The following is a 25078-nucleotide window of genomic DNA, read 5'->3' as shown; positions in this document are numbered from 1 at the left end:
AATGTAAACCAGTGAAGCTTCCAAATCTCACAGCGAATCTGCACAAGAGTTGACTCGGCCATTCATGGCTGGTGGTTACTCTTGATTGATTCAATTGATGCAGACTCCTGATTGATAGAGGCGGCAATTGACATGGTGCTTGAACAGGAGTTCGCTTTGGCAGAGCTGGGTTCGGAAAGGGTGAATGACTTATACTCGGAGCTGCCTTTCTGGCGTTACAGTGCATGACATCAACAACTTACAGGAATCATTATGACGCCCGGTCCCATAACGACGCTCTTTATTGCCATTGTGGTGCTGGTGCTTGGCCAGCAGTGCGTCAAGCATGTGCGCTTTCTGCGTGAATTCAATATACCGGTACCGGTAGTAGGGGGGCTTCTTGCCACGCTTGTGGTGACAATATTGCGGGGCTTTGGGATCGAAATCACCTTCTTTGGTGGGCTTCAGGAACCTTTCATGTTGCTGTTTTTCGCATCGGTTGGCCTGTCTGCCAACTTCGGTCTGATCCGTGCCGGTGGCTCGAAGCTGCTGGTTTTCTTTGCGCTGGTGGTGGGGCTGCTGGTGTTGCAAAACATTGTTGGTGTCGGGATTGCCACCCTGTTTGGATTGTCGCCCGTAATGGGATTGCTGGGAGGCTCGATCACCATGTCCGGTGGTCATGGCACCGGTGCCGCATGGGCCGAGGTCTTTACAAACAGCTATGGTGTGGAAAGTGCCATGGCGCTGGCAATGGCAGCGGCAACGTTTGGCCTGGTGTTTGGTTCCCTGATTGGCGGGCCCACAGCGTCATTCTTGATTCGGCGTGCCCAAAAAAAGGGAATGAATATTGAAAGTGATGATCAGAAAGATGTTGCTGATCTTGCTGGCAAGGATGAAAGAACCGATGTTGGCAGCATGATTCGGGTGCTGTGTTGTCTCTTTGCAGGGCTTGTTGCGGGCACCTTTCTTCATGGGGTGCTCGAGGATACGCCGTTCAGCCTGCCGACATTCGTATGGGTGTTGTTCTCCTGCGTCATTATCGGCAATGTTCTTCGCATCAGCCGCCTCTATCATGTCAATGATGATGCCAATAATACGGTCGGCAACGTGGCCCTTTCCGTATTTCTGGCACTGGCGTTGATGAATCTCAAGCTGTGGGATCTCGCCAACCTTGCGCTACCGATGCTGGTCATTTTGATGGTGCAGGTCGCGCTGGTCTTTTTCTACACCACGCAGGTGACCTTTAGAGTCATGGGGGGCGGTTATGATGCCGCTGTCCTGGTGGCAGGCAACTGCGGTTTTGCCATGGGGGCCACACCTACGGCCATTGCCAATATGCAGGCGGTGACCGAGCGGTTTGGGCCATCCCGGCTGGCCTTTATTATCGTGCCGGTAGTGGGTGGGTTTCTGATCGATATTGCCAATGCTCTTATTATTAAAGGCTTCCTTTTTATAACCTGAGCCAGGGTTTGTTTACTTCAGAGTTAAATAATCCGTTCTTTTATCACTTGCATGGTTTCAACCAAAAAAAGCCGTCTGCCAGGGGTAGACGGCTTTTCTGGCTTAAAATGCAAGGCGTTACCAGAGCAGGCTGATCAGCGTATAGACCAGCAGCGTAATGATCAGTGTGCCGGCAAGATTAAGAAACAGGCCGGCGCGGATCATGGACTGTATCTTCATCTGTCCGGTCGCGAAGACAATGGCGTTGGGTGGTGTTGCGACAGGCATCATGAAGGCGCAGCTTGCAGCGATCGCAGCGGGAACGGTAATCAGCAGTGGCGAGAGCCCCAGAGAAATAGCCAGTGCGCCCAGCAGGGGTAAAAAAGCAGCAGCGGTCGCCGTATTGGAAGTTACCTCGGTGAGGAAAATAATGACCAGTACGACAATGGCGATCAAAACAACCAGAGGAAAAATCGAGAAAAGCGAGAGTTGCTCGGCAATCCAGGCTGCCAACCCTGAACCCTGGATGATTCCTGCCAGCGCAAGCCCGCCCCCAAATAGCAGCAACACGCCCCAGGGGAGCGAGGCCGAGCTTTCCCAATCCATAAGCTTTTCTTTCTTGCCGCTTCCTGATGGGGCCAGAAACAGTCCAATACCTACTGCCATGGCAATAGTGGTATCACTGAGCCAGTCAAGGCCGAGGTTGTTAATAAGTGGGCGAGTCATCCATGCCAGTGCCGCTACAAGAAAGGCAATCCCTACCCGCTTTTCTGCAGTGCTCATGTTGCCCAGCTTGCCAAGCTCCTCCCTGAGAAGGTTGTTGCCAGCATCACCCTGCTCAATATCGAAGCCCTGCCGGGTCAGCCACCACCATGCCAGAACCATCATGGCAATCGATACGGGCAAGCCAACGACCATCCATTGTGCAAAGCCAATATCAATATCCTGGTTGTTGGATAGATAGCCGGCCAACAGTGCATTGGGCGGGGTACCTATCAGGGTAGCTACCCCGCCAATGCTTGCAGAGTAGGCGATCGCCAACAGCAGGGCAGTAGAGTACCGGCGTACTTCACTTTCATTGCTGGTGGAAAGCAGAGCAATGACAGAGGTACCTATAGGCAGCATCATGATGGCGGTTGCCGTATTGGAGACCCACATGCTGATAAAACCGGTTGCCAGCATGAAACCGCCAATCTGTTTTTTAGGGTCAGAACCCACAACAATCAGTGTGCGCAGTGCAATACGTCGATGCAGATTCCAGCGCTGCATGGCAAGCCCCAGCAGGAAACCGCCCAGAAACAGGAAAATGATCGGGTCAGCGTAGGCTGATGTAACGTCCTTGAGGCTGCCGATATCCATGGCAGGTGCCAGAATGATGGGAAGCAGGGAAGTGGCTGGTATCGGAATGGCTTCGGTCGACCACCAGGTGGCCATCAAAAGTGCCAGACCGATACAGTGCCAGGCACTTTCTGACATACCGCCCGGCGCGGGTAAAATCATTACCATCAAAATCCATAGCAGGCCCAGCCACAAGCCAATGACAGGTGCCTTGCCTGATGATGGCTGGTCGGTATCCGTCGTCTTGTCAGGCATCATTTATTTCCGATTTTATAAGTTGAGATTTGAGGTGCAGATAACCGATGGATCAGCATAAACCCTCGACTTTATTCATGTTTATAATGAAGTATAAGACGATTGTATTTGCGCCTTTCGTCGACCACAGATGCTGATGCACCTTGCAGGACAGTGTTCCTTCAGCCGTTTTATCCATTCAGAACTCAGGGAGAGGCAAATGATTCTTGTTACCGGAGGTGCAGGCTATATTGGTTCACATACGGTTCTAACACTGCTTGAAGCAGGTCAGGATGTATTGGTATTGGATAATTTCTGCAATGCCAATAAAAAATCTCTGGAAAGGGTCAGTGCGCTGACCGGAAGGGAAGTGCCATGGGTTGAAGGTGACATTCGGGACGCCGCATTGCTCGATGATGTTTTCAGCCAGCATGAAATTGACTCGGTCATTCACTTTGCCGGGCTCAAGGCTGTCGGCGAAAGCGTTCAAAAGCCGCTCGACTACTTCGATAACAACGTCAACGGCACGCTGGTGCTCTGTAGTGCCATGTCACGCGCCGACGTAAAAAAGATCGTCTTTAGCTCCTCTGCGACCGTATATGGCGACCCGGCATCGGTTCCCATTCGGGAAAATTTTCCCACTGCGGCGACCAACCCATACGGTCGCTCCAAGCTGATGGTCGAAGAGATTCTGCAGGATCTTGCCGTATCGGACCCGCAGTGGCGTATTTCCGTGTTGCGCTATTTCAACCCGGTAGGCGCCCACGACAGCGGCATGATCGGTGAAGACCCCAATGGCATTCCCAATAACCTGGTGCCCTTTGTCAGCCAGGTGGCGATCGGTCGTCGTGAAGTGCTGTCCGTATTTGGCAATGATTATGACACTACCGATGGCACCGGCGTTCGCGACTACATCCATGTCACGGATCTGGCGAAAGGACATTTAATGGCGCTGGATTATCTGTCCCGACATGACGGCGTGCATACCTTCAATCTTGGAACCGGTAAAGGCTACAGCGTACTTGAAGTGGTACAGGCCTTTGAAAAGGCAAGCGATCGAAAGGTCGCCTATGAGTTTCACCCCCGTCGTGCCGGCGATATCGCGCGTTGTTATGCCGACCCGGCGCACGCAGAAGAGGTGCTTGGCTGGACAGCCGAGTTCGACATCGAAAAAATGATGGTAGATACCTGGCGCTGGCAACAGAAAAATCCCAATGGGTACAGTGATTCGACCCTTTCATGATTCGAGTATTCATCAAGTGATTCAATCTACGGCAACAAAGGAATGAGTGGCCCGAGAAAAGCCTGGTGTTACCATGATGTCTAACTGGCCATGATGCTGTCATGCATTGTGGCCGGATACTGGTGCCAATACACCGACGCAGAATTCAGCGTGGTAAATGTTCATTGATGCCAGTGAAAACATCTTCGCTGACAATGCTGTTTGAGTGCTTTTTAAATGACAGGACACGCGAGACCTTTGGCTGCTATAGCCATTCGTCAGGTAGAAAAAAACACAGGCGCCAGTCGTATTGCTCTTGCGCAAGCTGAAGTGCTGGCAGGTATGAGCTATCAGGTCGTGATCATTGCTGAGCGAGGTAATTCCGCTCTGGTGGAGCGTGCTGGTGCCAGGCTGGTTAAAACCTGGCGCTGGCCCTTCAAGGGAGCTCGCCGACGTTTCTGGTTCAATCGGCGCGTACAGGTATGGGCACATCGTCATGCACCAACCCTGCTGATCAGCCATGGAGAGGTGGAAACCTCTGATGTGGTATATTTACACAACTGCGTGCATCTGGCGAGCCAGGCCATACATGGCCGCGGGCTTCCAGAGCATCATGAAGTGGCTGCCATCCATGATTACGTGCTCAAGGGTAAGCGCTTTCGTCGTGTTGCCGTCAATTCAAAAATGATGGGTAACGATCTGATGACTCGCTATGATATTGCTCCGGACAGGATCAATGTTAGTTATCCCGGGTACGATTCCGAACAGTTCAATCCAGAACGAGCTCGCGCTGATCGAGAAAACATCCGTCAATCACTGGGCGTAGTGCCGAAGGACTTTCTGATAGGGTTGGTGACTTCCGGCAACTTTAAAAAGCGTAATGTTGAAGGCTTTGTGAAGCTGGCCGCCGAGCTGGATAAAATGATGCCTGACCGCTGTCAATTTCTTGTCGTCGGCAAGGATGACGCTTCTCCGTTTCAGCATCTGGCTGAAAAGCTTGAGATTGACGAGCGGTTTGTCTGGCGCTCCACCGTAAGCGAAGTGGAAAGGCTTTACGGCGCGCTGGATATTTTCATGCTGCCTGCCTATATCGAAGAATTCGGGCTTGTTGCGCTGGAGGCCATGGCCTGTGGTACGCCGGTCCTGCTTTCATCCGGAGTGGGTTGTGCCGAGATTCTGGAAAATCGTTATCCAGAACTGATAATGGAGGCCATGGAGACTAAGAAATGGGCGCAAAGGGCCCATAAGCTTCTTGAGGATAGTGACAGGCGTGATGTATTGAGCAGAGAGTTATCAGCGCTTGCAAAAAACTATTCCCACAAACAGCAGCAGGAAAAACTGATCGCCGAGTTCAAGGCGTTAGCCGATATGGACACTGAATAAACTGACATGCCGCCAGCTCTGTTCCCCTCTGACTCTTTGCCTGCGAATGCATGCTGTATCAGTGCAGTCTGCAAGGGGTTCTCGGCGGATTCATGCTGAAGGAGTGATATTTATGGTGTCACACATCTGGGCAGTGACGCTTTTATGCATGGCGCTGATAATTGTGGGCGTTCTGCTGTTGATCATCTGGCGCATGTCTCGCGAGCTGCGTCGACGCCGGGAGCATCAGATCAAGGAGCAGGCGCAGGCCGAATATCAGTGCCTGTCCAATCTTAATGTCATAGGTCGGGCCATGCAGGAGGGTCAAATGGACCTGATGGAAGGATGTCTGCGCGCCCGGGTCATTATTGATATTCTTGATAGCGGTTGGTGGAAGGATGACGAACTGGCCGTGATTGCGCAGATCAGCGATAGCGCCTCACACCTGCATACCCATCAGGCGCGCTCGGCACTGACTGCACGTGAAAGAATGCAGGAAGACCGGCATAGATTGCAGATTGTCAGTGAGCACGAAACGGCTATTCTTCAAGCAGCGCGTAAGCTGGTGGGCCGGACTGATCACGTTGCAGCACATTGATAAACGTATATTTGAACAAGATCCATTTTTTTGAAGTTCAAAGCAATTATCCTGAAATTTGATCAATGCAATAAACAGCGTTTGACTTTCATCGCTTTCAGTGCGAAAACAGTGTTCGAATACGTCACAATGGATTGCCAGTGACGCGTTTTTTATCATGGCATCGTGCAGTTGTTCCGGGTGACCAAAGCAGGGTGGTCAAAAGCTGGCGCTAATGCCTCTTGCATGCTTTTTCTGGCAGTAGAAGAAAAACTTTCTAGAGCTGTTGGCGTTGCCTATACTCGGAACCGCTTAGTAACAACATCGTTGCCCTAGCGTTGCAAAAAAGAAGGAGTCTTGCATGAATAAATCAACAACTGGCTTGCTGCTGGGATCTGCTCTCGTAATGGGTCTTGCGGGCTGCGCCAGCTCAGGTTCTCAATCTTCTGGTGCCTCTTCCAGCGGTGATTCCTGGTACTCTTCTCCTTTCGTCTGCGGTCTGGCTGGTGGCCTGATCGGTGGTGGCCTCGGTTACGGTGTCAGCAGCAATGACGATGAAGAAACCGGTGCTGCCGTCGGCGCAACTGCCGGTGCAACAGCAGGTGCCCTGCTTTGCTCGGGTGGCGATAGCCGTGAAATGGACTCTGACAATGATGGCGTACCGGATTCTCGTGATGAGTGCCCGGGTACACCTGCCGGCGTTGCCGTTGATGCCAAGGGCTGCCCGATCGATACCGATGGTGACGGCGTGCCGGACTATCTCGACCAGTGCCCGGGTACCCCGGCTGGTGTAGAAGTCGATTCACGCGGCTGCCCGCTGGATTCTGACGGTGACGGCGTGCCGGACTATCAGGATCAGTGCCCGGACACTCCGGCCGGTACTCAGGTCAATGCCCTGGGCTGCCCGGCAGCACTGGTACTGCGCGACGTCAACTTCGAGTTTGACTCCGCCAAGCTGACCTCCAACGCCGAGCAGACGCTCAACGACGTTGCAGAGAAGCTGAACAGCAACGAACAGGTTCGCGTTCGTCTGGAAGGCCACACCGACTCCGTTGGTAGCGCTTCCTACAACAAGGATCTGTCTCAGCGTCGTGCAGAGTCCGTACGTGACTACCTGACCTCTCAGGGTGTCTCCGCTGATCGTATGGAAGCCCTCGGCTTCGGTGAAGAGCGTCCGGTAGCCAGCAATGATACTGCTGAAGGCCGCGCAGAAAACCGTCGTACTGAAGTACATCCGCTGGGTGACGATGGTCAGGTAATGGACCGTACCGGCCAGAACGGTAGCAGCAATCAGTAAATTCTACTGATCTGCACCTGATAAAAGAGGGCGCTTCGGCGCCCTCTTTTTTATATGAATGCTGTGTGGCAGATGCCAATAACTGCTGCGATGTTCAGTTATTGGCTGGACGCCATTCGTCACTCTTTGTTAGTTTGCATGCCGGTTTATAGCTTGCCTCACGCCTGCCAGTTCCATGGCGCATTTCCTGCGTCCTGCTGACAATGTAATACCTCAAGTGACTCCTGGTAGCGGTCACCACTGAAAAAGGAAGGAACTCCTATGCCCGTCGTTACACTTCCTGACGGTAGCCAGCGTCAATTCGAATCTCCCGTATCCATTATGGCAATTGCCGAGTCCATCGGTGCTGGCCTGGCAAAAGCTGCCATCGCCGGCAAAATTGATGGACAGCTGGTCGACACGGCCGACGTTGTTGATCGTGACGCAGCCGTTGCCATCGTGACTGCGAAAGACCAGGAAGGGCTCGAAATTATTCGTCACTCCTGTGCACATCTCATCGGACATGCCGTCAAACAGCTGTACCCCGAAGCCAAAATGGCCATTGGTCCTGTCATTGATGACGGCTTTTATTACGACATCGATTTTGGACAGTCTGTTTCAAGCGATGATCTGGAAAAGATCGAAAAGCGCATGCGCGAGCTGATCGACGAAGGATATGACGTTGAAAGGAAATACGTCGACCGCGATCAGGCCATGGAGGCTTTTGTCGCCAGAGATGAACCCTACAAGCAGGATATCGTTTCCCGTATTCCAGAAGGCGAGACCATTCGTCTTTATCACCACAAGGAATACACGGACATGTGTCGGGGGCCTCATGTTCCCAATACCCGGCATCTCAAGTCCTTCAAGCTTCTAAAGCTGGCCGGTGCCTATTGGCGCGGCGATGCCTCCAATACCATGCTGACACGCATTTACGGCACGGCCTGGGCGGACAAGAAACAGCTGAATGCCTACCTGAAGCGGCTTGAAGAAGCGGAAAAGCGCGATCATCGCAAGCTTGCTCGTCAGCTCAATCTCTTCCATCAGCAGGAAGAGTCACCGGGCATGGTCTTCTGGCATCCGCGCGGCTGGGCCATCTGGCAGGCGGTCGAGCAGTATATGCGCAGTGTGTACCGTGAAAGTGGTTATCAGGAGATTCGCTGTCCGCAGGTCATGGATGTCAGTCTCTGGAAAAAATCCGGTCACTGGGACAATTATTCGGAAAACATGTTCTTTACCGAGTCGGAAAAGCGAGAGTATGCGCTCAAGCCGATGAACTGTCCGGGGCATGTCCAGGTTTTCAACTCCGGCCTGCACAGCTACCGCGAAATGCCTATTCGCTACGGCGAGTTTGGTGGTTGCCATCGCAACGAACCTTCGGGCGCGCTGCATGGCATCATGCGAGTACGGGCTTTCACCCAGGATGATGGCCACGTCTTCTGTACCGAACGTCAAATTGAACCTGAGGTGACCGATTTCCACCGGCAGGCGCTCAGGGTTTATGAAGACTTTGGCTTCAGCGATATTGACGTCAAGATTGCGTTACGCCCTGAAAAACGTATCGGCAGTGATGAAGAGTGGGACAAGGCCGAGGGGGCGCTGCGGGCAGCACTGACGGCCTGTGACGTCACCTGGCAGGAGCTGCCGGGCGAAGGCGCCTTTTATGGCCCCAAGATCGAGTACCATATGCGTGACTGTCTGGGCCGTGAATGGCAGGTCGGCACCATGCAGGTTGACTTCATGATGCCCGGCCGTCTTGGAGCGCAATATGTAGGTGAAGATGGCAATCGTCATACACCTGTTATGCTGCACCGAGCCATCATCGGCTCCTTCGAGCGTTTTATTGGTATCCTGCTGGAGCATCACGCGGGCGCTTTACCTCTGTGGCTTGCTCCAGAGCAGATTGTTGTTCTTAACATTACCGATGCTCAGGCATCTTATGCTTCATCGCTGACCGAGCAATTGCAACAGGCTGGTCTTCGTGTCAAGTCAGACTTGAGGAATGAGAAGATCGGTTTTAAAATTCGTGAGCATACACTCCAGAAAGTGCCTTATCTGCTGGTAGTCGGCGATAAGGAAGTGGAGTCAGATAGCGTTGCTGTCCGAACGCGGACCGGTGAGGATCTGGGAACAATGACAGTTCCCGAATTTCTTGCCAGACTCGATATCGAGCGTAGATAGCAGCATTTCTTTTCAGCAATGGAGACTTGACGATCAAGCGAAATAACCAACGTGGGCGCCCTCAGGAAAAGCGCGCACCCATAAATGACCGTATTCGTGCGGATGAAGTTCGGCTTATCGATAGCGAGGGCGAGCAGCTGGGTGTTGTGCCCATGAATGAGGCGCTTGCCAAGGCTGAAGAGGCTGGGCTTGATCTCGTGCAGATATCCAATGCCGATCCGATCGTTTGCAAGATCATGGATTACGGCAAGCATCAGTTCGAACTGAAAAAACAGAAATCTGCTCAGAAGAAGAAGCAAAAGCAGATCCAGATCAAGGAAGTCAAATTCAGACCGGCCACTGATGAAGGTGATTATCAGGTCAAGCTCAAGAATTTGACACGTTTCCTTGAGGAAGGCGATAAGGGCAAGGTCACGTTGCGATTCCGTGGTCGTGAAATGGCGCACCAGGACATCGGACGCAAGCTCATGGAGCGTGTAGAACATGACTTGGAAGACCTTGCTGTTGTAGAATCGCGTCCGAAGATGGAAGGTCGGCAAATGATCATGATGCTGGCCCCCAGGAAAAAGTGATCCGTGGGCAGTTTAACGGGCATGTTGAGCCATCATGGATGGCATGACATGCCGGCCTCGGGTTTTCTAAAAAATATCGTGCGGAGTTATTCTCATGCCGAAAATCAAGAGCAACAGCGGTGCGGCCAAGCGCTTCAAGCGCACTGCCAAGGGCTTTAAGCACAAGCAGTCCTTTCGCAGCCATATCCTGACCAAGAAATCGACCAAGCGTAAGCGTCAGCTGCGCGGTATGAAGCAGATCCATGATGCCGATCGTCGTTTGATCGAGCGCATGCTCCCTTATATCTAAGTCGATTTAAATAACTGAAGTCAGGAGGTTTTCATGGCTCGTGTAAAGCGTGGTGTCGTCGCTCGTCGTCGTCACAAGAAGATTTTAAAGCAGGCCAAAGGGTACTACGGTGCTCGTTCGCGTACCTTCCGTGTTGCCAAGCAGGCGGTGATCAAGGCAGGCCAGTATGCCTATCGTGACCGTCGCCAGCGAAAGCGTCAGTTCCGTGCGCTGTGGATTGCACGTATCAACGCTGCAGCCCGTACTCATGGCATGTCCTATAGCCGCTTCATCAACGGTCTGAAAAAGGCCGGTATCGAGATCGACCGCAAGATTCTTGCTGATCTGGCCGTTCACGAAAAGCAGGCTTTCGGTTCCATCGTCGAGCAAGCCAAGGCTGCCTGATGGTACTGGTGACCTGAGGTCATCTGCCGAAGTGCTACAAGGGAAGAGCCGTCGCTCTTCCCTTGTTTTTTTGTGTAGCAACAATTTATCGTCAGATCCCTGATAACAGGATCAACGTGCAGAGCTTTCCTGGTATCTGCAATCTGCCGTTTTTCATGGAGCAAGACGGATGGAGCATCTCTCCACAGTAGTAGCGACGGCAGTCGAAGCCATTGACGCTGCCGAAGATATCAGGGCATTGGAAGATATTCGTGTCCGCTATCTGGGCAAGAAGGGCGAGGTGACGGCCCTTTTGAAAGGATTGGGAAAACTGCCGGCGCAGGAGCGACCCGCCGCCGGGGAAGTCATCAATCAGGCAAGGCAACAGGTTGAAGCCGCACTGGATGCCAAAAGGACCGCGCTGGAAGCCAGTGCCATGGCCGCAAGGCTTGCAGAGCAGAAGGTGGATGTCACCCTGCCGGGTCGGCGGGAGTCATCGGGCGGCCTGCACCCCATTACCCAGACGCTGCGTCGTATCGAGCAGTGTTTTGCGAATATCGGTTATGACATCGCCGAAGGGCCGGAAATCGAAGACGATTATCATAACTTCGAGGCGCTGAATATACCGGCACATCATCCTGCCCGCGCCATGCATGACACCTTTTATTTCGATGCGCGCCATGTCCTGCGTACACATACCTCTCCGGTTCAGATCCGCACCATGGAGCATCAGGAGCCGCCAGTGCGTCTGGTGTGTTCAGGGCGCGTCTATCGCAACGATTCCGATCTCACTCACAGCCCCATGTTTCATCAGGTAGAAGGGTTGTTTGTAGATGAGAATGTCAGCTTTGCCGATCTCAAGGGCACCATTGAAGCTTTTCTGAAAGCCTTCTTTGAACGTGACCGGCTCGATGTTCGCTTTCGTCCCTCCTACTTTCCATTTACCGAACCTTCGGCAGAAGTCGATATTCAGTGCGTCAACTGCGGTGGCAAGGGGTGCCGGGTGTGTTCTCATACCGGCTGGCTTGAGGTCATGGGTTGCGGCATGGTGCATCCCAATGTGTTTGACCACGTCGATATAGATTCGAAGCGCTACAGCGGTTTTGCCTTTGGTATGGGCGTCGAGCGTCTGGCGATGCTGCGATATGGCGTCAACGACCTGCGGCTTTTTTTCGACAACGATCTGCGCTTTCTCCGCCAGTTCCAGTAATTCGTTTCGGTATAGCGAGGCAAGATGAAAGTTTCCGAACAGTGGCTGCGTCAATGGGTTGATGTAGCGCAGGATGTGCAGGCGATTGCCGATCAGATCACCATGGCAGGATTGGAAGTTGATGCCATTGAATTGGTATCCGCCCCGTTTTCAGGCGTCGTGGTCGCACAAGTCAAAGAGGCCGTTCAGCATCCTGATGCCGATCGTTTGCGTGTCTGTCAGCTCGATGACGGCAGCGGCAAGCTTCAACAGGTCGTGTGCGGCGCTCCCAATGTGGCCGCCGGCCAGAAAGTGGCGCTGGCCAGACCCGGTGCTGTACTGCCCGGCGACTTCGCCATCAAGGAAGCAAAGCTGCGGGGTGTGGCCTCTCAGGGCATGATCTGCGCCGAGTCAGAGCTTGGCCTGGTCGAGGAAAAGTCTCCGGGCATCTGGGTGCTGCCGGACAGTGCCCCCATAGGCGAGGATCTAAGGCAGTGGCTTGGGCTGGACGATCACAGCATCGATGTTGATCTTACCCCTAATCGTGGTGACTGCCTGAGCGTTATGGGGCTTGCACGCGAGATCGGTGTGCTCAATCGCGTTGAGGTCAAGGCGCCCGAAATTGCGCCCGTGGCGGCGCAGATCGATGAACGCTTTGAGGTGCGTCTGGACAATACTAGCGCCTGCCCGCGCTACAGTGCGCGTGTTGTCCGCGATCTTGATGTCAGCACGCCTTCTCCCCTGTGGCTGACGGAATATCTGCGTCGCTGCGGCCTGCGCTCCATCGATATTGTGGTGGATATCACCAACTATGTGATGCTCGAGCTGGGCCAGCCGATGCATGCCTTCGATCTGGACCGGCTCCAGGGTCATATCGAAGTGCGCAATGCCCGCGCCGGTGAGACATTGACACTGCTCGACGGGCAGAACGTAGCGCTTGAAGATAATACCCTTTTGATCGCCGATGCCGAAGGGCCGCTGGCCATTGCCGGTGTCATGGGGGGAGAGCGCTCGGGCGTCAACCGTGACACGCGTCATGTGCTGCTGGAGTCTGCTTTCTTCGCGCCGCTGGCCGTCGCCGGGAGGGCTCGTCAGTACGGTCTGCACACGGACGCTTCCCATCGGTTTGAGCGCGGTGTGGATCCGACGCTGCAGGTGCGCGCACTTGAGCGGGCGACAGGATTGCTTGTCGAGCTGGCCGGTGGCCGCCCTGGTCCTGTCATCGAGCAAACGGATCATCAGGCACTGCCCGATACCTGTCAGATAACGTTGAGCGCCAAACGCGTCAGTCGGCTTCTGGGCATGACGCTTGAGGATGACGAAATCCACGACATCCTGTCCCGTCTCGGCATGACCCTGAAGTCTCGTGAAGCCGGCAGCTGGGAAGTCAGTGTTCCGACATGGCGTTTTGATGTGCGCCTCGAGGAGGATCTGGTCGAGGAGCTGGCGCGTGTGCACGGGTATAACCGGTTGCCCGTTCGCTACCCGCAGGCCAGTCTGGCGCCGCGTCGTGAGGATGGGGCGAAGGTTTCGCTTGATGTCATTCGTCAGCATCTGGTGGCCGGTGGCTATCAGGAAGCCATCACCTACAGCTTCGTGTCTGACGATCTTCAGCAGGCGCTGAATCCGAATGTCGTGACTCCTGCACTTGCCAACCCCATTTCCAGCGACATGTCGGTCATGCGCTCGAGTCTGTGGGCGGGCTTGAGCCGTGCGCTGCTGCACAACCTCAATCGTCAGCAGCAGCGCATTCGTCTCTTTGAAACCGGACTGGTGTTCAACGGCGACATCGATGCGCTGACGCAAACGCCCATGCTGGGTGGCATGATCTGTGGCACACGAGACCCGGAAGGGTGGACGAGCCGCAGGGAAGGGGTCGATTTCTTCGACATCAAGGGAGACGTTGAGCGTATTCTGTCACTGGGTGGTGTCGAGGGCGAATGGCGTTTCGAGCCGGGCGAGCATGAAGCACTTCATCCCGGACAGTGTGCCCGTATCCTGCGAAATGACCGCCACGCTGGCTGGGTCGGAGCGCTGCATCCTGCCGTCAGGGAGCAACTCGGTATCAAGCCCGAAGTCTATGTGTTCGAGCTTGAGCTGGCCACTTTACAGCAGGGCAGGCTGGCAGCATTCAGCCCTCTGTCTCGCTATCCGGAAGTCAGACGCGACTTGGCACTGCTGGTAGACGAGAGCCTGCCGGTGCAGTCGCTACTGGATGTGATTCGTGAGCAGGCCGGAGATGCCCTGACGGATCTACGCCTGTTTGACGTCTATCAGGGCGCCGGCGTGGAAGAGGGGCGCAAGAGCCTGGCGCTGGGCTTGACCTGGCAGCATCCTTCGCGCACGCTGACAGATGTTGAAATTAATCAGACAATTGACAATATTGTAGCGGTCTCCTCGGAGCGTTTTGGCGCGTTGCTGCGTCACTGAATGCGGTGGCGGGATGCTGTCTCCTAAAGATTGTCTCCTACAGGATGTCGGATAATGAGTGCGTTGACCAAGGCTGAACTGGCAGAGCATCTGCACACGTCGCTTGGATTCTCAAAGCGTGAAGCCAAAATGCTTGTCGAGCAGTTTTTTGACGAAATCCGCGGTTGTCTCAGGGAAAACGAACAGGTCAAGCTGTCAGGTTTTGGCAACTTTGATTTGCGTGACAAGCGTGAAAGGCCTGGACGTAATCCCAAGACAGGAGAGGAGATCCCGATCTCGGCGCGTCGCGTGGTGACCTTCCGACCGGGGCAGAAGCTCAAGGCGCTGGTGGAAGAGCGCGACAAGGTCTAATGGGATGCTGTCGCATTCATGGCCGTGACGGATCATCTGTCACGGCATCAAAAGCCCTGCTCATGGCAGGGCTTTTTTGTGCGCTGGCCGCGAGGAAAGGGCCGGAAGCACTATGTTATCATTGCCCAAATTCAATTGTGGTGATCGAAAAACATGCCTGATGTCGGAATTTATGTTGCCACTGTTTACGGCGGCGCCCTGGATGTCGCCGAACAAATAGCGCCCTTGTTTGAATCGGAAGGTTACGGTGTCAAGATTCATGAAACGCCCACACTGGAGACGCTGGTCGACCCACAGCCGGATCTGGCGCTTTTTTGCATCTCGACCACGGGAAGGGGCGATTATCCGGGCAATTTCACCGGTCTCAGCAGTGCCCTCGAGCAGCAGCGGCCGTCACTTCAGGGTCTGCGATACGCTCTGATTGCCATGGGGGACAGCAGCTACGAGGAGAGTTTCTGCGGTGCCGGACGCAGGCTGGATGAGCTTCTGACCACTCTTGGCGCCAGCCGTGTTGGCGAACGTCTGGAAGTGGACGCCTCGGAAACGCCCATGGCCGACGATGCGGCACTGCCCTGGGCAGAGCAGTGGCTGGAAGCGCATTCATGAGTCGTCAGGGACTGCTGGCCAGCGGTGAGCGAATTTCCATCCTGCTGGGGCTTGCCCTGACCATGCTGATGGCAGCGCCCGGCTATTATATCGTTCGCGATAATGAGCGTCTGATACTGGTATGCGGGGGTGTGGCGGCGCTGGTCGTCGTATCTGCCCTGTTATGGCAGCGTGCTTCGAGCAGCGTCAGAAGGGGAGCGTTGACAGCGCTTAAACGGCTTTTGTTGTGGTTGATGGTGGGCGTGGCTGCAACGGCGATCTGGCAACTTGCGACAGGGCTGTCACAGGACTGGTATCAATGGTTACCCAGAGCCATGACCATTGGGCTTTTGCTGCATGCACTTTATGGCTGGTGGCGCCCCGCGGAGCAATAGCGCCACCATCAGGCTGATCATGTTTTATGTGTTCAGCGTATAGCAGGGAACGTATTCACTGCCAGGCAGTTTCATTCGCCCCTGAGCGACAAAGGAGGTCAGTAGCTCATCAAGAGGTTGCATGAGCTCGCTTTCAGCGTTCAGGCGGAAAGGACCCTGTTTTTCGATGGCCCGTACGCCCTGCTCCTTGACGTTGCCGGCGACTATTCCCGAAAAGGCGCGCCGCAGATTGGCGGCCAGATCATGCACGTTCTGGCGACGATGAAGTGCCAGGCCGGCCATTGACTCGTGGTTCGGGGTGAAGGGCTGCTGAAAGTCCCGTGGAATTTCCAGGCGCCAGTTGAAGTAGAAGGCATCCTGATGCTCGCGGCGAAAGGCGGTCACTTCCTCGATGCCCTCTCGCATGGCGCGCGCCACGCCGACGGGATCATCAATCATGATGCGGTAGTACTTTTGTGCCTCGGCACCCAGCGTAAAGGCAATGAACTCATCGATGCGCCGGAAATAGTCGGCGCTGCTGGCTGGCCCGGTAAAGATGATCGGGTAGGGAATGTCGGCATTGTTGGGATGCAGCAGTACGCCCAGCAGATATAGGATTTCCTCGGCGGTGCCCACGCCACCAGGAAAAATGATGATGCCGTGCCCAACGCGAATGAAGGCCTCAAGGCGCTTTTCGATATCCGGCATGATGACCAGTTCATTGACGATCGGGTTGGGCGATTCGGCCGCAATGATGCCGGGCTCCGAAATGCCCAGATAGCGGCTGTTGCGACGACGCTGTTTGGCATGTGCGACATTGGCACCCTTCATTGGCCCTTTCATGGCGCCCGGCCCGCAGCCGGTGCAGATGTCCATGTCACGCAGTCCCAGGTGATAGCCGACCGACTTGCTGTAGTCGTACTCCTCACGCGAGATTGAGTGTCCGCCCCAGCAGACCACCAGGTTGGGATCACGCGAAGGCTTCATGACCCCGGCATTGCGCAGGATATGGAATACGGCGTTGGTGATGCCTTCGGCAGATTCGAGATCGAAGCGCCCATGCTTTTCGATTTCGTTGTATACATAAACCACATCACGCAGAACGGAAGACAGCAGTTCACGGATGCCGCGAATCATGCTGCCGTCCACGAAGGCATGGGCGGGGGCATTGGTGAGCTTTAGACGGATGCCTCGATCCTGCTGGATGACTTCAATATCAAAGTCGTGATAGGCCTCAAGCACACTGCAGCTGTCATCAACCATGGTACCGTAGTTCAGGATGGCCAGTGCACAGCGGCGAAGCACATCGTGCATGCCGTTGGATGAAGTGTCCCGCAGGCGATTGACTTCCTGCTGCGAGAGCACCTCCAGACTGCCTTCCGGAGAAATGGTGACTGAAATCCGTGTGGCTTCCTTCATCCTCTTTGATATCCTTTTCCTGCAGTCAACAAATGCCAGAGGCAGGCCCTGGCGACATGGGTCAGCTCGTCCGGCTTATGGCGTGTTGCCAGAGCTCCTCGATACGCTGGCGGTCATCACTCTCCATGGCATCTTCCATGAAGGTGCTTTCAAGCCACTGGCGATAGGTGGCGTCGAAATCCTCTGCGGTAACCTCCGAGGCGTCATACTGGGCCATCTCCTGCACCAGCTCTATCTGCGGAATCATGTAGCCCAGCGCAAAAAGATCTTCATCAGGCGCTTCGGATTCCATCGCAAGCAGGGTTTTCTTGATGTCTTCTGCGCGTTTTAAAAAGGGGTCGGGCATGGTGGATATTCCAATAAAAGCAGTGTCAAACGCTGTGTCCCGGGATGCTAACACGAGAACTCGAGGAGCTCATGCGGGCTCCAGGCTTTTCTGATAAAGTAGCTGGTCACGCCGTATCTATCTGATCAGAAATGAAGATTTTTTGTTTGCCCGGCCGCGTCGCGGTCAGGGCCGTCAGTGAGCTGATAATGCCCCATGTTTAATGCCCAGTATTTCAAAACCTTTATCACGCTGGTGGAAACAGGCAGCTTTACCCATACGGCCCACAAGCTGGAAATGACCCAGCCCGGGGTCAGCCAGCACATCCGTAAGCTTGAACACTATCTTGACAAGACTCTGCTGCGCCGTCATGGCCGTCGCTTTACACTCACGGAAGCGGGGCGGCGCGCCTACGACTATGCCATCCGGCTTTTTGCAGAGCATGAACAGTTTCGTCATGGTCTTGATGATGAGTCGCTAAGCAGTGGCGACTGCCGTATCGCCAGCCCTTCAAGCATCGGCTTGATGTTTTACCCCTTTGTACTGGGCTATCAGCAGGTCAATACCGGGCTGACCATCAATTATAATTTCGCCTTCAATGCTGAAATTGTACAGGACGTACTGGCCGGTCGTTACGACCTGGGTATCGTCACGGACATCACGCGTCATCCTGACCTTGAGTATGAGCTCTGGCACCATGAGCCGCTGTGCCTGGTGGTGCCTGCCGATTTTCGCGGCAACAGTATTAACGAACTGTTGTCATTGGGCTTTTTGAACTATTTCGATGGCGTCAATAACGCAAGCCAGGTGTTGCGCGAAAACTACGCTGACGAGTTTCGCTCGATCAGCTATTTTCCGCAGAAGGGTTATACCAACGATGTGGCGGTGGTATTGGATGCAGTTGCTCGCGGTTTGGGGTTCACTGTTGTATCGCGTCCGGTGCTTGAAACCTCGCCCTGGCAGCGCCAGGTCCAGGAAGCGCCATTGTCGGTGCCGGTCTATGAATCCCTTTATGTCCTGACGCGTAAAGGGGCGGAGTTGCCTCGGCGATATCGTCAACTGTTGGATGAGTTTCGCGAGCAGCGGCGCAACGCCCTTTATGGCTACGAAGCACCTGCCGATATGGTCTCTGAAGGAAGTAACGCGTAAGGGCTGCTGAAAGCTTCGGATTTCAACAACATCAGGCCGATACAGCGTATTTCGTTGTATCGGCCTTTTGCATCAAGAATGGTTAATCACGGTAGTCATCGATGCTCGGACAACTGCAGATCAGGTTGCGGTCACCATAGACGTTGTCGACCCGATTGACACTGGGCCAGAACTTGGCCGCTTTGGTGGCCTGGGTAGGAAAGGCGGCCTGCTCACGCGAGTAGGGGTAGGGCCAGTCATCCCGGTACAGGTCATGCTGCGTATGCGGGGCATTGATCAGCACATTGTTATCACGAGCGACGTCTCCCTGCTCGACGGCGCGAATCTCTTCTCGGATGGCAATCATGGCCTCACAGAAACGATCCAGTTCCTGACGCGATTCGGATTCGGTCGGCTCGATCATGAGGGTGCCGGCCACCGGGAACGACATGGTCGGCGCATGAAAGCCGTAATCCATCAGACGCTTGGCAATATCTTCCTCATCGATGCCGCTGGCGGCCTTGAGCGGGCGAACATCGATAATGCACTCGTGGGCCACATGACCCTTTTTGCCACGATAGAGCACGCTGTAGTGCTCGCTTAGGCGATGTGCGATGTAGTTGGCATTCAAAATGGCCGCTTCGCTGGCTTCACGCAAACCGCGTGCGCCCATCATGACGATATAGGCCCATGAAATGGGCAGGATTAGCGCACTGCCAAAGGCAGCTGATGAGACAGCAGTGCCAGGCTCCAGATGAGTATGCCCGGTACGATGGACATGACCCGGCAGGTATTCTGCCAGATGCGCCTTGACGCCGATGGGGCCCATGCCGGGGCCACCGCCACCATGAGGGATGCAGAAAGTCTTGTGCAGGTTAAGATGCGAAACATCGCCACCATAGTCGCCCGGCCGACATAGACCGACCTGAGCGTTCATGTTGGCGCCATCGATATACACCTGCCCGCCGTGCTGATGCACGATCTCGCATGCCTTGCGGATGCCTTCCTCAAACACGCCATGCGTGGAGGGATAGGTCAGCATGATGGCCGACAGCTCATCGCTGTGCTTTTCGGCCTTGGCCTGCAGGTCTTTCAGATCGATATTGCCATTGGCATCACACTCTACCACCACCACTTTCATGCTGGTCATGGCGGCTGAGGCCGGGTTGGTGCCGTGTGCCGATGACGGAATCAGACAGATGTGCCGGTGACCCTGATCGATCGACTGCTGATAGCGCCGGATGGCCAGTAGTCCGGCGTATTCCCCCTGAGCGCCCGAGTTGGGCTGCATGGAGATGGCATCGTAACCGGTCACCTCGATGAGATAGTCCCTCAGCTCATTGATCATCGTCATATAGCCCGGTACCTGCGAATCGGGCGCAAAGGGATGAATATCGGCGCACTCGGTCCAGGAGAGCGGCACCATTTCGGTGGTGGCATTGAGTTTCATGGTGCACGAGCCCAGCGGAATCATGGCATGCGTTAGCGACAGATCACGATTTTCAAGTCGCTTCAGGTAGCGCAGCATCTCGGTTTCGCTGTGGTAGCGCGAGAAGGTCGGGTGCGTCAGAAATTTCGACTGGCGCTGGCAGGTTTTCGGCAGTCGAGCGCGAGTCGATTGAAATTCCGCGTCGATCGCGCTGACATCAATGCCGTGTTGATCACCCTGTAAAATGGTAAAAAGTGCTTCGAGATCTTGCCGGGTAGTGGTCTCGTCCAGACTGATGCTAACGCGGCCATCTTCGCGATAGCGCAGATTGTGGCCGGCTGCTTCTGCACGCTGACGCAGTGCACTGACGTCGTCAACGCGCAGCGTCAGCGTATCGAAGAAACACTCGTTGTCGACGCTGGTTGAACTACCTGCCAATCCCTTCGCCAGAATGCGAGTCATCCGGTGAACGCGATTGGCAATGGTGCGGATGCCGTCCGGGCCATGATAGACCGCATAAAAGCCGGCAATGTTGGCCAGCAGCGCCTGGGCGGTACAAATGTTGGAGGTCGCCTTCTCACGACGAATGTGCTGCTCACGTGTCTGCATGGCCATGCGCAGGGCGGGTTTGCCGTGGCGGTCGCGAGACACACCGATGACACGCCCGGGCATGGAACGCTTGAGGTCGTCGTTGACCGCAAAAAAGGCCGCGTGCGGGCCGCCAAAGCTCATGGGCACGCCAAAGCGCTGAGCGGATCCAAGCGCGATATCGGCGCCCATTTCTCCCGGCGGCTTCAAAAGCGCCAGTGCCAGAAGGTCGGTGGCCACGGCGACCATGGTGTGACGCTCATGCGCACGCTCGATAAGCGCTCCAGGATCCGTCACGCTGCCGTCTTCAGCCGGATATTGCAGCAGGGCACCAAAAACATCGTACTGATCAAGTGCCTCGGCACGGTCAACGATGACCTCAAGGCCCAGCCAGCGCGCACGCGTGCGCACGACGTCCAGCGTCTGAGGAAACACGTGATCTGCTACAAAAAATGCCGAGCTTTTATTTTTCCGATTGGCCCGTTTACACAGCGCCATGGCCTCGGCCGCGGCGGTAGCTTCATCCAGCAGCGAGGCATTGGCCAGTGCCATGCCGGTCATATCCATAACCATCTGCTGAAAGTTGAGAAGCCCCTCGAGCCGTCCCTGAGCAATCTCGGGTTGATACGGCGTATACGCGGTATACCAGCCCGGGTTTTCCAGTACATTGCGTGCAATCACGGCAGGCATGATGGTGCCGTAATAACCCGCCCCGATATGATTTCTCATGACCTGGTTGGTGCTCATGACCCGATGCAGACGCGTCAGTGTCTCAAGCTCCGACACCGGTTCGGCCAGATTCAGCTCGCCTTCCATGCGAATGTCCTGGGGAATGGCCTGCGCGAGCAGTTCCGCCATCGTGTCAGCGCCAAGCGTCTCCAGCATATGGCGACGTGCCGTGGCGTCGACGCCGATATGACGGGCAATAAACGCATCATGCGCGAAAAGTTCATTCAGCGAGCGAGAATCAGCGGCCATGGGATATCCGTAAGATGAAGTATCGGAAAGTGTCACTGCAGGGTGCCATCAGTGCAGGGCCCGGTGATGAGTGAACGCCTTTCCGACAGCAGCGAGGAGGTCAGCCTCGGGTGTTGGTGGTAAGCGCGATCAGTCGTTTGCTTCGTTGGCGACAAGCTCGGTATAGCTGTCAGCATCCATCAGCGATTCAAGTTCATCGGGTTCTGCCAGACGAATCTTGATCAGCCATGCATCGTCATAGGGGCTTTCATTGAGACTTTCAGGGGCATCCTCGAGCAGGGTGTTGATGCCCAGGACTTCGCCACTCAGTGGGGCATAAAGGTCCGAGGCGGCCTTGACCGACTCGACCACACCGAACTCCTCGCCTGTCGCAAGGGTACTGCCCACTTCGGGAAGCTCCACGAAGACCACGTCGCCAAGGGCCTGCTGGGCATGGTCGGTAATGCCGATGGTGACCGTACCATCGCCATTGTCCTGGACCCATTCGTGACTGTCCGAATAGCGAAGATTAGTGGGGATCTGGCTCATATTGTATGTCCTGTTCAATGCCAAGATGACGGATGGCGAAACATCCCGGGGATAACGAGGCTGACCAGCCTATAGGGTGGCTTTAGGCGGCTTGCTCGTCCACTGCTGATTGCGGATCGGCAATTTTGTTATACCGGTGTGTTTCCGATCGGAAACTTTTTGCTTATCGTAACGTCGTCGGTCGAGGACTAAAAGGGTCTGGCGGGAAAAATGTCGGTCTCCGGCAAGCTTGCCATGACATTGTCAGAGCCAGCCTGTAGATTTTCATGATGCGCTGTCATCCATATCGTTTGACGAACTATGACTTCAATAACAACTCAGGGGAAATCGGTCATGGAAGCATTACAGGGACTGGTGGAAGGTATTAATGGGGTGGTCTGGGGACCACTGATGCTGGTGCTGTTGCTGGGCGTGGGGCTTTATCTGCAGATCGGGCTCAGGGGCATGCCGGTGCGCAATATAGGCCGAGCCTTTGCCCTGCTGTGGCAGGGGCGCACGCCGGGAGAAAAGGACAGCGGCGAAATTTCATCGTTCAATGCGCTTATGACCTCGCTTTCAGCCACCATTGGCACCGGCAATATTGCCGGTGTCGCCACCGCCATTGCGCTGGGCGGACCGGGTGCCGTGTTCTGGATGTGGATGACCGCACTGGTCGGCATGGCCACCAAGTACGCTGAAGCGGTCTGTGCTGTACGTTTTCGTGAGCGCGATGAACAGGGCAATTTCGTGGGCGGGCCGATGTATTACATCAAAAACGGTCTTGGCAAGCGCTATGCCTGGCTGGGCGTGTTGTTTGCCCTGTTTGGTACTCTTGCCTCGTTTGGCATCGGTAATATGGTACAGGCCAACTCGGTCGCCGATGCGCTGACCACGTCTTTTGCCATTCCAGCCTGGGTGACCGGTATTGTCATCATGGTACTGGCTGGTGCTGTTATTCTGGGCGGTATTCAGCGCATCTCCAGTGTGGCCGGCAAACTGGTGCCGTTTATGGCCATTGCTTATCTGCTGGCGGGACTGGTGGTGCTGGCCATCAACTTCACGGCCATCCCCGAAGCCTTCTGGCTGATCATCAAGCACGCCTTTACGCCCATCTCGGCGGCCGGCGGGTTTGCCGGTGCGGCCGTCGCTGCGGCCATCCGCTTTGGTGTGGCGCGTGGCGTTTTCTCCAATGAGGCAGGTCTTGGCAGTGCACCGATTGCCCACGCCGCAGCGCAAACCAACAGTCCCGTCAGGCAGGGCATGGTGGCCATGCTGGGGACGTTCATTGACACCATCGTGGTCTGCTCGATCACGGCGCTTGCCATCGTGACCTCAGGTCAGTGGCTTGAAGGAGAGTCCGGTGCAACATTGACCTCACTGGCCTTCAGGGCTGCGCTGCCCGGGCCCGGTGACTATATCGTGGCCATCGCGCTGGCGATCTTTGCCTTTACCACCATTCTGGGTTGGTCCTATTACGGCGAGCGATGCTTTCAATATCTTTTTGGCAGCCGCGCGGCGCGTTTTTATCGCATGGTGTTTGTGTTGGCCATTCCCATCGGCGCGATGGCCCATCTTGATTTCATCTGGTTGCTGGCGGATACCTTCAATGCCCTGATGGCCATCCCCAACCTGATCGCACTGGCCCTGCTGTCACCGGTGGTGTTCAAGCTGACTCGAGAGCATTTCGCGGCGGAAAGGCAGGCGGTCAATCAAGGGAAGAAATAGGTCGGCTGCATGTGCATGGCCCTGCCCAATAAGGGTCGTGCACATTTAAACGCATTCACTCATGAACCGGATCCGGAGGATTTATGTCAACCCTGCATCGAACGCCGCTTTATACGCTCTGGCAACAGCGCGGGGCCAGATTCGTCCCCTTCGCCGGCTATGAAATGCCTGTCCAGTTCGAGATGGGGATCAAGCGTGAGCATGAGCACACCCGTAACCAGTGCGGATTATTTGATGTCTCTCACATGGGACAGATGCTGATTCGCGGTAGCCAGCCGGCACAGGCGCTGGAGCGAGTATCGCCTATTGACGCCGTGAGCATTGCACCCGGGCGCCAGCGATATGGCCTTTTTACCAGCAGTGTGGGTGGTATCCATGATGACTTCATGGCGGTCAATGCCGGGGATCATCTCTATCTGGTCGTCAATGCCGCCTGTCGCGCGGCAGATGCTGCCTTGCTGCGCAGCGGGCTGGGCGAGGGCGGTGTCCTGGAGGTGGTCGAGGATCGTGCCCTGCTGGCACTTCAGGGACCCATGGCGCGCGAGGTGATGCGCAGGCTGTGCCCTGAAGCGACAAGGCTTGCCTTCATGCAGCATGGCCGGTTCGAGATCATGGGGCATGAGCTCTGGGTAAGCTGTTCAGGGTACACCGGGGAAGATGGTTTTGAGCTGTCCATACCGGCAAAGGGTGCCAAAGAGATTACTGAATGGCTGCTGGATCAGGAAGAAGTGGCGCCTATCGGTCTGGGCGCGCGCGACTCGCTGCGTCTGGAAGCAGGGCTGTGCCTTTATGGTCACGATATGGACAAGGAAACCACCCCTGTTGAAGCCTCCCTTGGATGGGCGATCGGCAAGGCAAGACGCCAGGGCGGCGAGCGTGAAGGCGGATTCCCGGGCGCTGACGTGATTCTGACCCAGCAGGCCAATCAGGATGCCGAGCGAAAGCGGGTGGGCCTGAAAGCCGATGGAAGAGCACCGGTACGCGAAGGGACCCGGCTCTATAACGTTGACGGTGATCCCATCGGTGAGGTGACTTCCGGGACCTTTGGGCCGTCGGTGGGTGCGCCGATCGCCATGGGGTATGTCTGGCGCGAGTTTTGTGAGCCGGGGCAGAAGCTGCAGGCCGAAGTGCGCGGCCGCCGAATGGACATGACCGTCACGTCGATGCCCTTTGTCACAACGCACTACTATCGCGGTTAAATGGGCTGACGCAGCTGA

Annotated in this window: 22 protein-coding genes; 17 read left to right on the top strand and 5 right to left on the bottom strand. The window is 55.3% G+C overall.

Annotated elements, in window-relative coordinates; genetic code table 11:
• The first annotated feature begins 252 nt into the window (after window positions 1–252).
• Window positions 253–1440 carry a sodium/glutamate symporter gene (gltS, locus tag Q0931_RS16020; RefSeq protein WP_299261996.1) on the top strand — a complete coding sequence of 396 codons (1188 nt, stop codon included), beginning with the start codon at window positions 253–255 and terminating at the stop codon, window positions 1438–1440.
• Window positions 1441–1557: 117 nt separating this feature from the next.
• Here the strand turns inward: gltS and Q0931_RS16015 are convergent, their stop codons facing one another.
• Window positions 1558–3012, bottom strand: a complete 1455-nt coding sequence (locus Q0931_RS16015) for a DASS family sodium-coupled anion symporter (protein WP_299261995.1) — start codon at window positions 3010–3012, stop codon at window positions 1558–1560.
• A gap of 199 nt (window positions 3013–3211) precedes the next feature.
• Between Q0931_RS16015 and galE the strand changes: the two genes are divergently transcribed.
• The 13 genes from galE to Q0931_RS15950 all read left to right on the top strand — a co-directional run bounded on the left by galE (window position 3212) and on the right by Q0931_RS15950 (window position 15783).
• Window positions 3212–4234 (top strand): UDP-glucose 4-epimerase GalE, encoded by a 1023-nt coding sequence (gene galE / locus Q0931_RS16010; RefSeq protein WP_299261994.1) that lies wholly within the window; start codon window positions 3212–3214, stop codon window positions 4232–4234.
• A gap of 237 nt (window positions 4235–4471) precedes the next feature.
• Complete coding sequence (locus tag Q0931_RS16005) at window positions 4472–5596, top strand: glycosyltransferase family 4 protein (RefSeq protein WP_299261993.1); 1125 nt, start codon at window positions 4472–4474, stop codon at window positions 5594–5596.
• Between the two features lie 112 nt (window positions 5597–5708).
• Entirely contained in the window at window positions 5709–6173 is a 465-nt protein-coding gene (locus Q0931_RS16000) for a DUF2489 domain-containing protein (RefSeq protein ID WP_299261992.1), read from the top strand.
• A gap of 340 nt (window positions 6174–6513) precedes the next feature.
• Window positions 6514–7449, top strand: coding sequence for an OmpA family protein (locus Q0931_RS15995; RefSeq protein WP_299261991.1), 936 nt, complete (start codon window positions 6514–6516; stop codon window positions 7447–7449).
• A 261-nt stretch (window positions 7450–7710) separates the two neighbouring features.
• Window positions 7711–9609, top strand: coding sequence for a threonine--tRNA ligase (gene thrS, locus Q0931_RS15990; protein WP_299261990.1), 1899 nt, complete (start codon window positions 7711–7713; stop codon window positions 9607–9609).
• A gap of 26 nt (window positions 9610–9635) precedes the next feature.
• Complete coding sequence (gene infC / locus Q0931_RS15985; RefSeq protein WP_086622911.1) at window positions 9636–10181, top strand: translation initiation factor IF-3; 546 nt, start codon at window positions 9636–9638, stop codon at window positions 10179–10181.
• A 94-nt stretch (window positions 10182–10275) separates the two neighbouring features.
• The gene (rpmI, locus tag Q0931_RS15980; protein ID WP_086622910.1) at window positions 10276–10470 is read left to right on the top strand and encodes a 50S ribosomal protein L35; all 195 of its coding nucleotides are present in this window, start codon (window positions 10276–10278) and stop codon (window positions 10468–10470) included.
• Between the two features lie 33 nt (window positions 10471–10503).
• Window positions 10504–10854, top strand: a complete 351-nt coding sequence (rplT, locus tag Q0931_RS15975; protein WP_086622909.1) for a 50S ribosomal protein L20 — start codon at window positions 10504–10506, stop codon at window positions 10852–10854.
• A 169-nt stretch (window positions 10855–11023) separates the two neighbouring features.
• Complete coding sequence (pheS, locus tag Q0931_RS15970) at window positions 11024–12043, top strand: phenylalanine--tRNA ligase subunit alpha (RefSeq protein ID WP_108843632.1); 1020 nt, start codon at window positions 11024–11026, stop codon at window positions 12041–12043.
• A gap of 24 nt (window positions 12044–12067) precedes the next feature.
• Window positions 12068–14452: a phenylalanine--tRNA ligase subunit beta gene (pheT, locus tag Q0931_RS15965; RefSeq protein ID WP_299261989.1), complete on the top strand. Its 2385-nt coding sequence runs from the start codon at window positions 12068–12070 to the stop codon at window positions 14450–14452.
• Window positions 14453–14506: 54 nt separating this feature from the next.
• Complete coding sequence (locus Q0931_RS15960; protein ID WP_299261988.1) at window positions 14507–14803, top strand: integration host factor subunit alpha; 297 nt, start codon at window positions 14507–14509, stop codon at window positions 14801–14803.
• A gap of 153 nt (window positions 14804–14956) precedes the next feature.
• A complete protein-coding gene (locus tag Q0931_RS15955; protein ID WP_299261987.1) occupies window positions 14957–15409 on the top strand; it encodes a flavodoxin domain-containing protein in 453 nt (150 codons plus the stop codon).
• Entirely contained in the window at window positions 15406–15783 is a 378-nt protein-coding gene (locus Q0931_RS15950; RefSeq protein WP_299261986.1) for a hypothetical protein, read from the top strand. The genes Q0931_RS15955 and Q0931_RS15950 overlap by 4 nt, the downstream gene beginning before the upstream one ends.
• Window positions 15784–15807: 24 nt before the next feature.
• Here the strand turns inward: Q0931_RS15950 and ppnN are convergent, their stop codons facing one another.
• Both ppnN and Q0931_RS15940 read right to left on the bottom strand, forming a co-directional pair.
• Window positions 15808–17181, bottom strand: a complete 1374-nt coding sequence (ppnN, locus tag Q0931_RS15945) for a nucleotide 5'-monophosphate nucleosidase PpnN (RefSeq protein ID WP_299261985.1) — start codon at window positions 17179–17181, stop codon at window positions 15808–15810.
• 61 nt (window positions 17182–17242) lie between these two features.
• A complete protein-coding gene (locus Q0931_RS15940; RefSeq protein WP_299261984.1) occupies window positions 17243–17527 on the bottom strand; it encodes a hypothetical protein in 285 nt (94 codons plus the stop codon).
• A 195-nt stretch (window positions 17528–17722) separates the two neighbouring features.
• Between Q0931_RS15940 and Q0931_RS15935 the strand changes: the two genes are divergently transcribed.
• A complete protein-coding gene (locus Q0931_RS15935; RefSeq protein WP_299261983.1) occupies window positions 17723–18655 on the top strand; it encodes a LysR family transcriptional regulator in 933 nt (310 codons plus the stop codon).
• 82 nt (window positions 18656–18737) lie between these two features.
• Here the strand turns inward: Q0931_RS15935 and gcvP are convergent, their stop codons facing one another.
• Window positions 18738–21629 carry an aminomethyl-transferring glycine dehydrogenase gene (gene gcvP, locus Q0931_RS15930; protein WP_299261982.1) on the bottom strand — a complete coding sequence of 964 codons (2892 nt, stop codon included), beginning with the start codon at window positions 21627–21629 and terminating at the stop codon, window positions 18738–18740.
• A gap of 129 nt (window positions 21630–21758) precedes the next feature.
• Window positions 21759–22157 (bottom strand): glycine cleavage system protein GcvH, encoded by a 399-nt coding sequence (gcvH, locus tag Q0931_RS15925; RefSeq protein WP_299261981.1) that lies wholly within the window; start codon window positions 22155–22157, stop codon window positions 21759–21761.
• A gap of 333 nt (window positions 22158–22490) precedes the next feature.
• Here gcvH and Q0931_RS15920 point away from each other — a divergent pair, with 333 nt between their 5' ends.
• Both Q0931_RS15920 and gcvT read left to right on the top strand, forming a co-directional pair.
• A complete protein-coding gene (locus Q0931_RS15920; protein WP_299261980.1) occupies window positions 22491–23861 on the top strand; it encodes a sodium:alanine symporter family protein in 1371 nt (456 codons plus the stop codon).
• Between the two features lie 83 nt (window positions 23862–23944).
• Window positions 23945–25060, top strand: a complete 1116-nt coding sequence (gene gcvT / locus Q0931_RS15915) for a glycine cleavage system aminomethyltransferase GcvT (RefSeq protein ID WP_299261979.1) — start codon at window positions 23945–23947, stop codon at window positions 25058–25060.
• Window positions 25061–25078 lie beyond the last annotated feature (18 nt).

It is taken from the genome of uncultured Kushneria sp., from assembly GCF_947497025.1.
In the GTDB taxonomy this organism is placed as follows: Bacteria; Pseudomonadota; Gammaproteobacteria; order Pseudomonadales; family Halomonadaceae; genus Kushneria.
The sequence above is the reverse complement of the archived record's forward strand: the minus strand, read 5'-3'. Positions and strand labels throughout refer to the sequence as shown.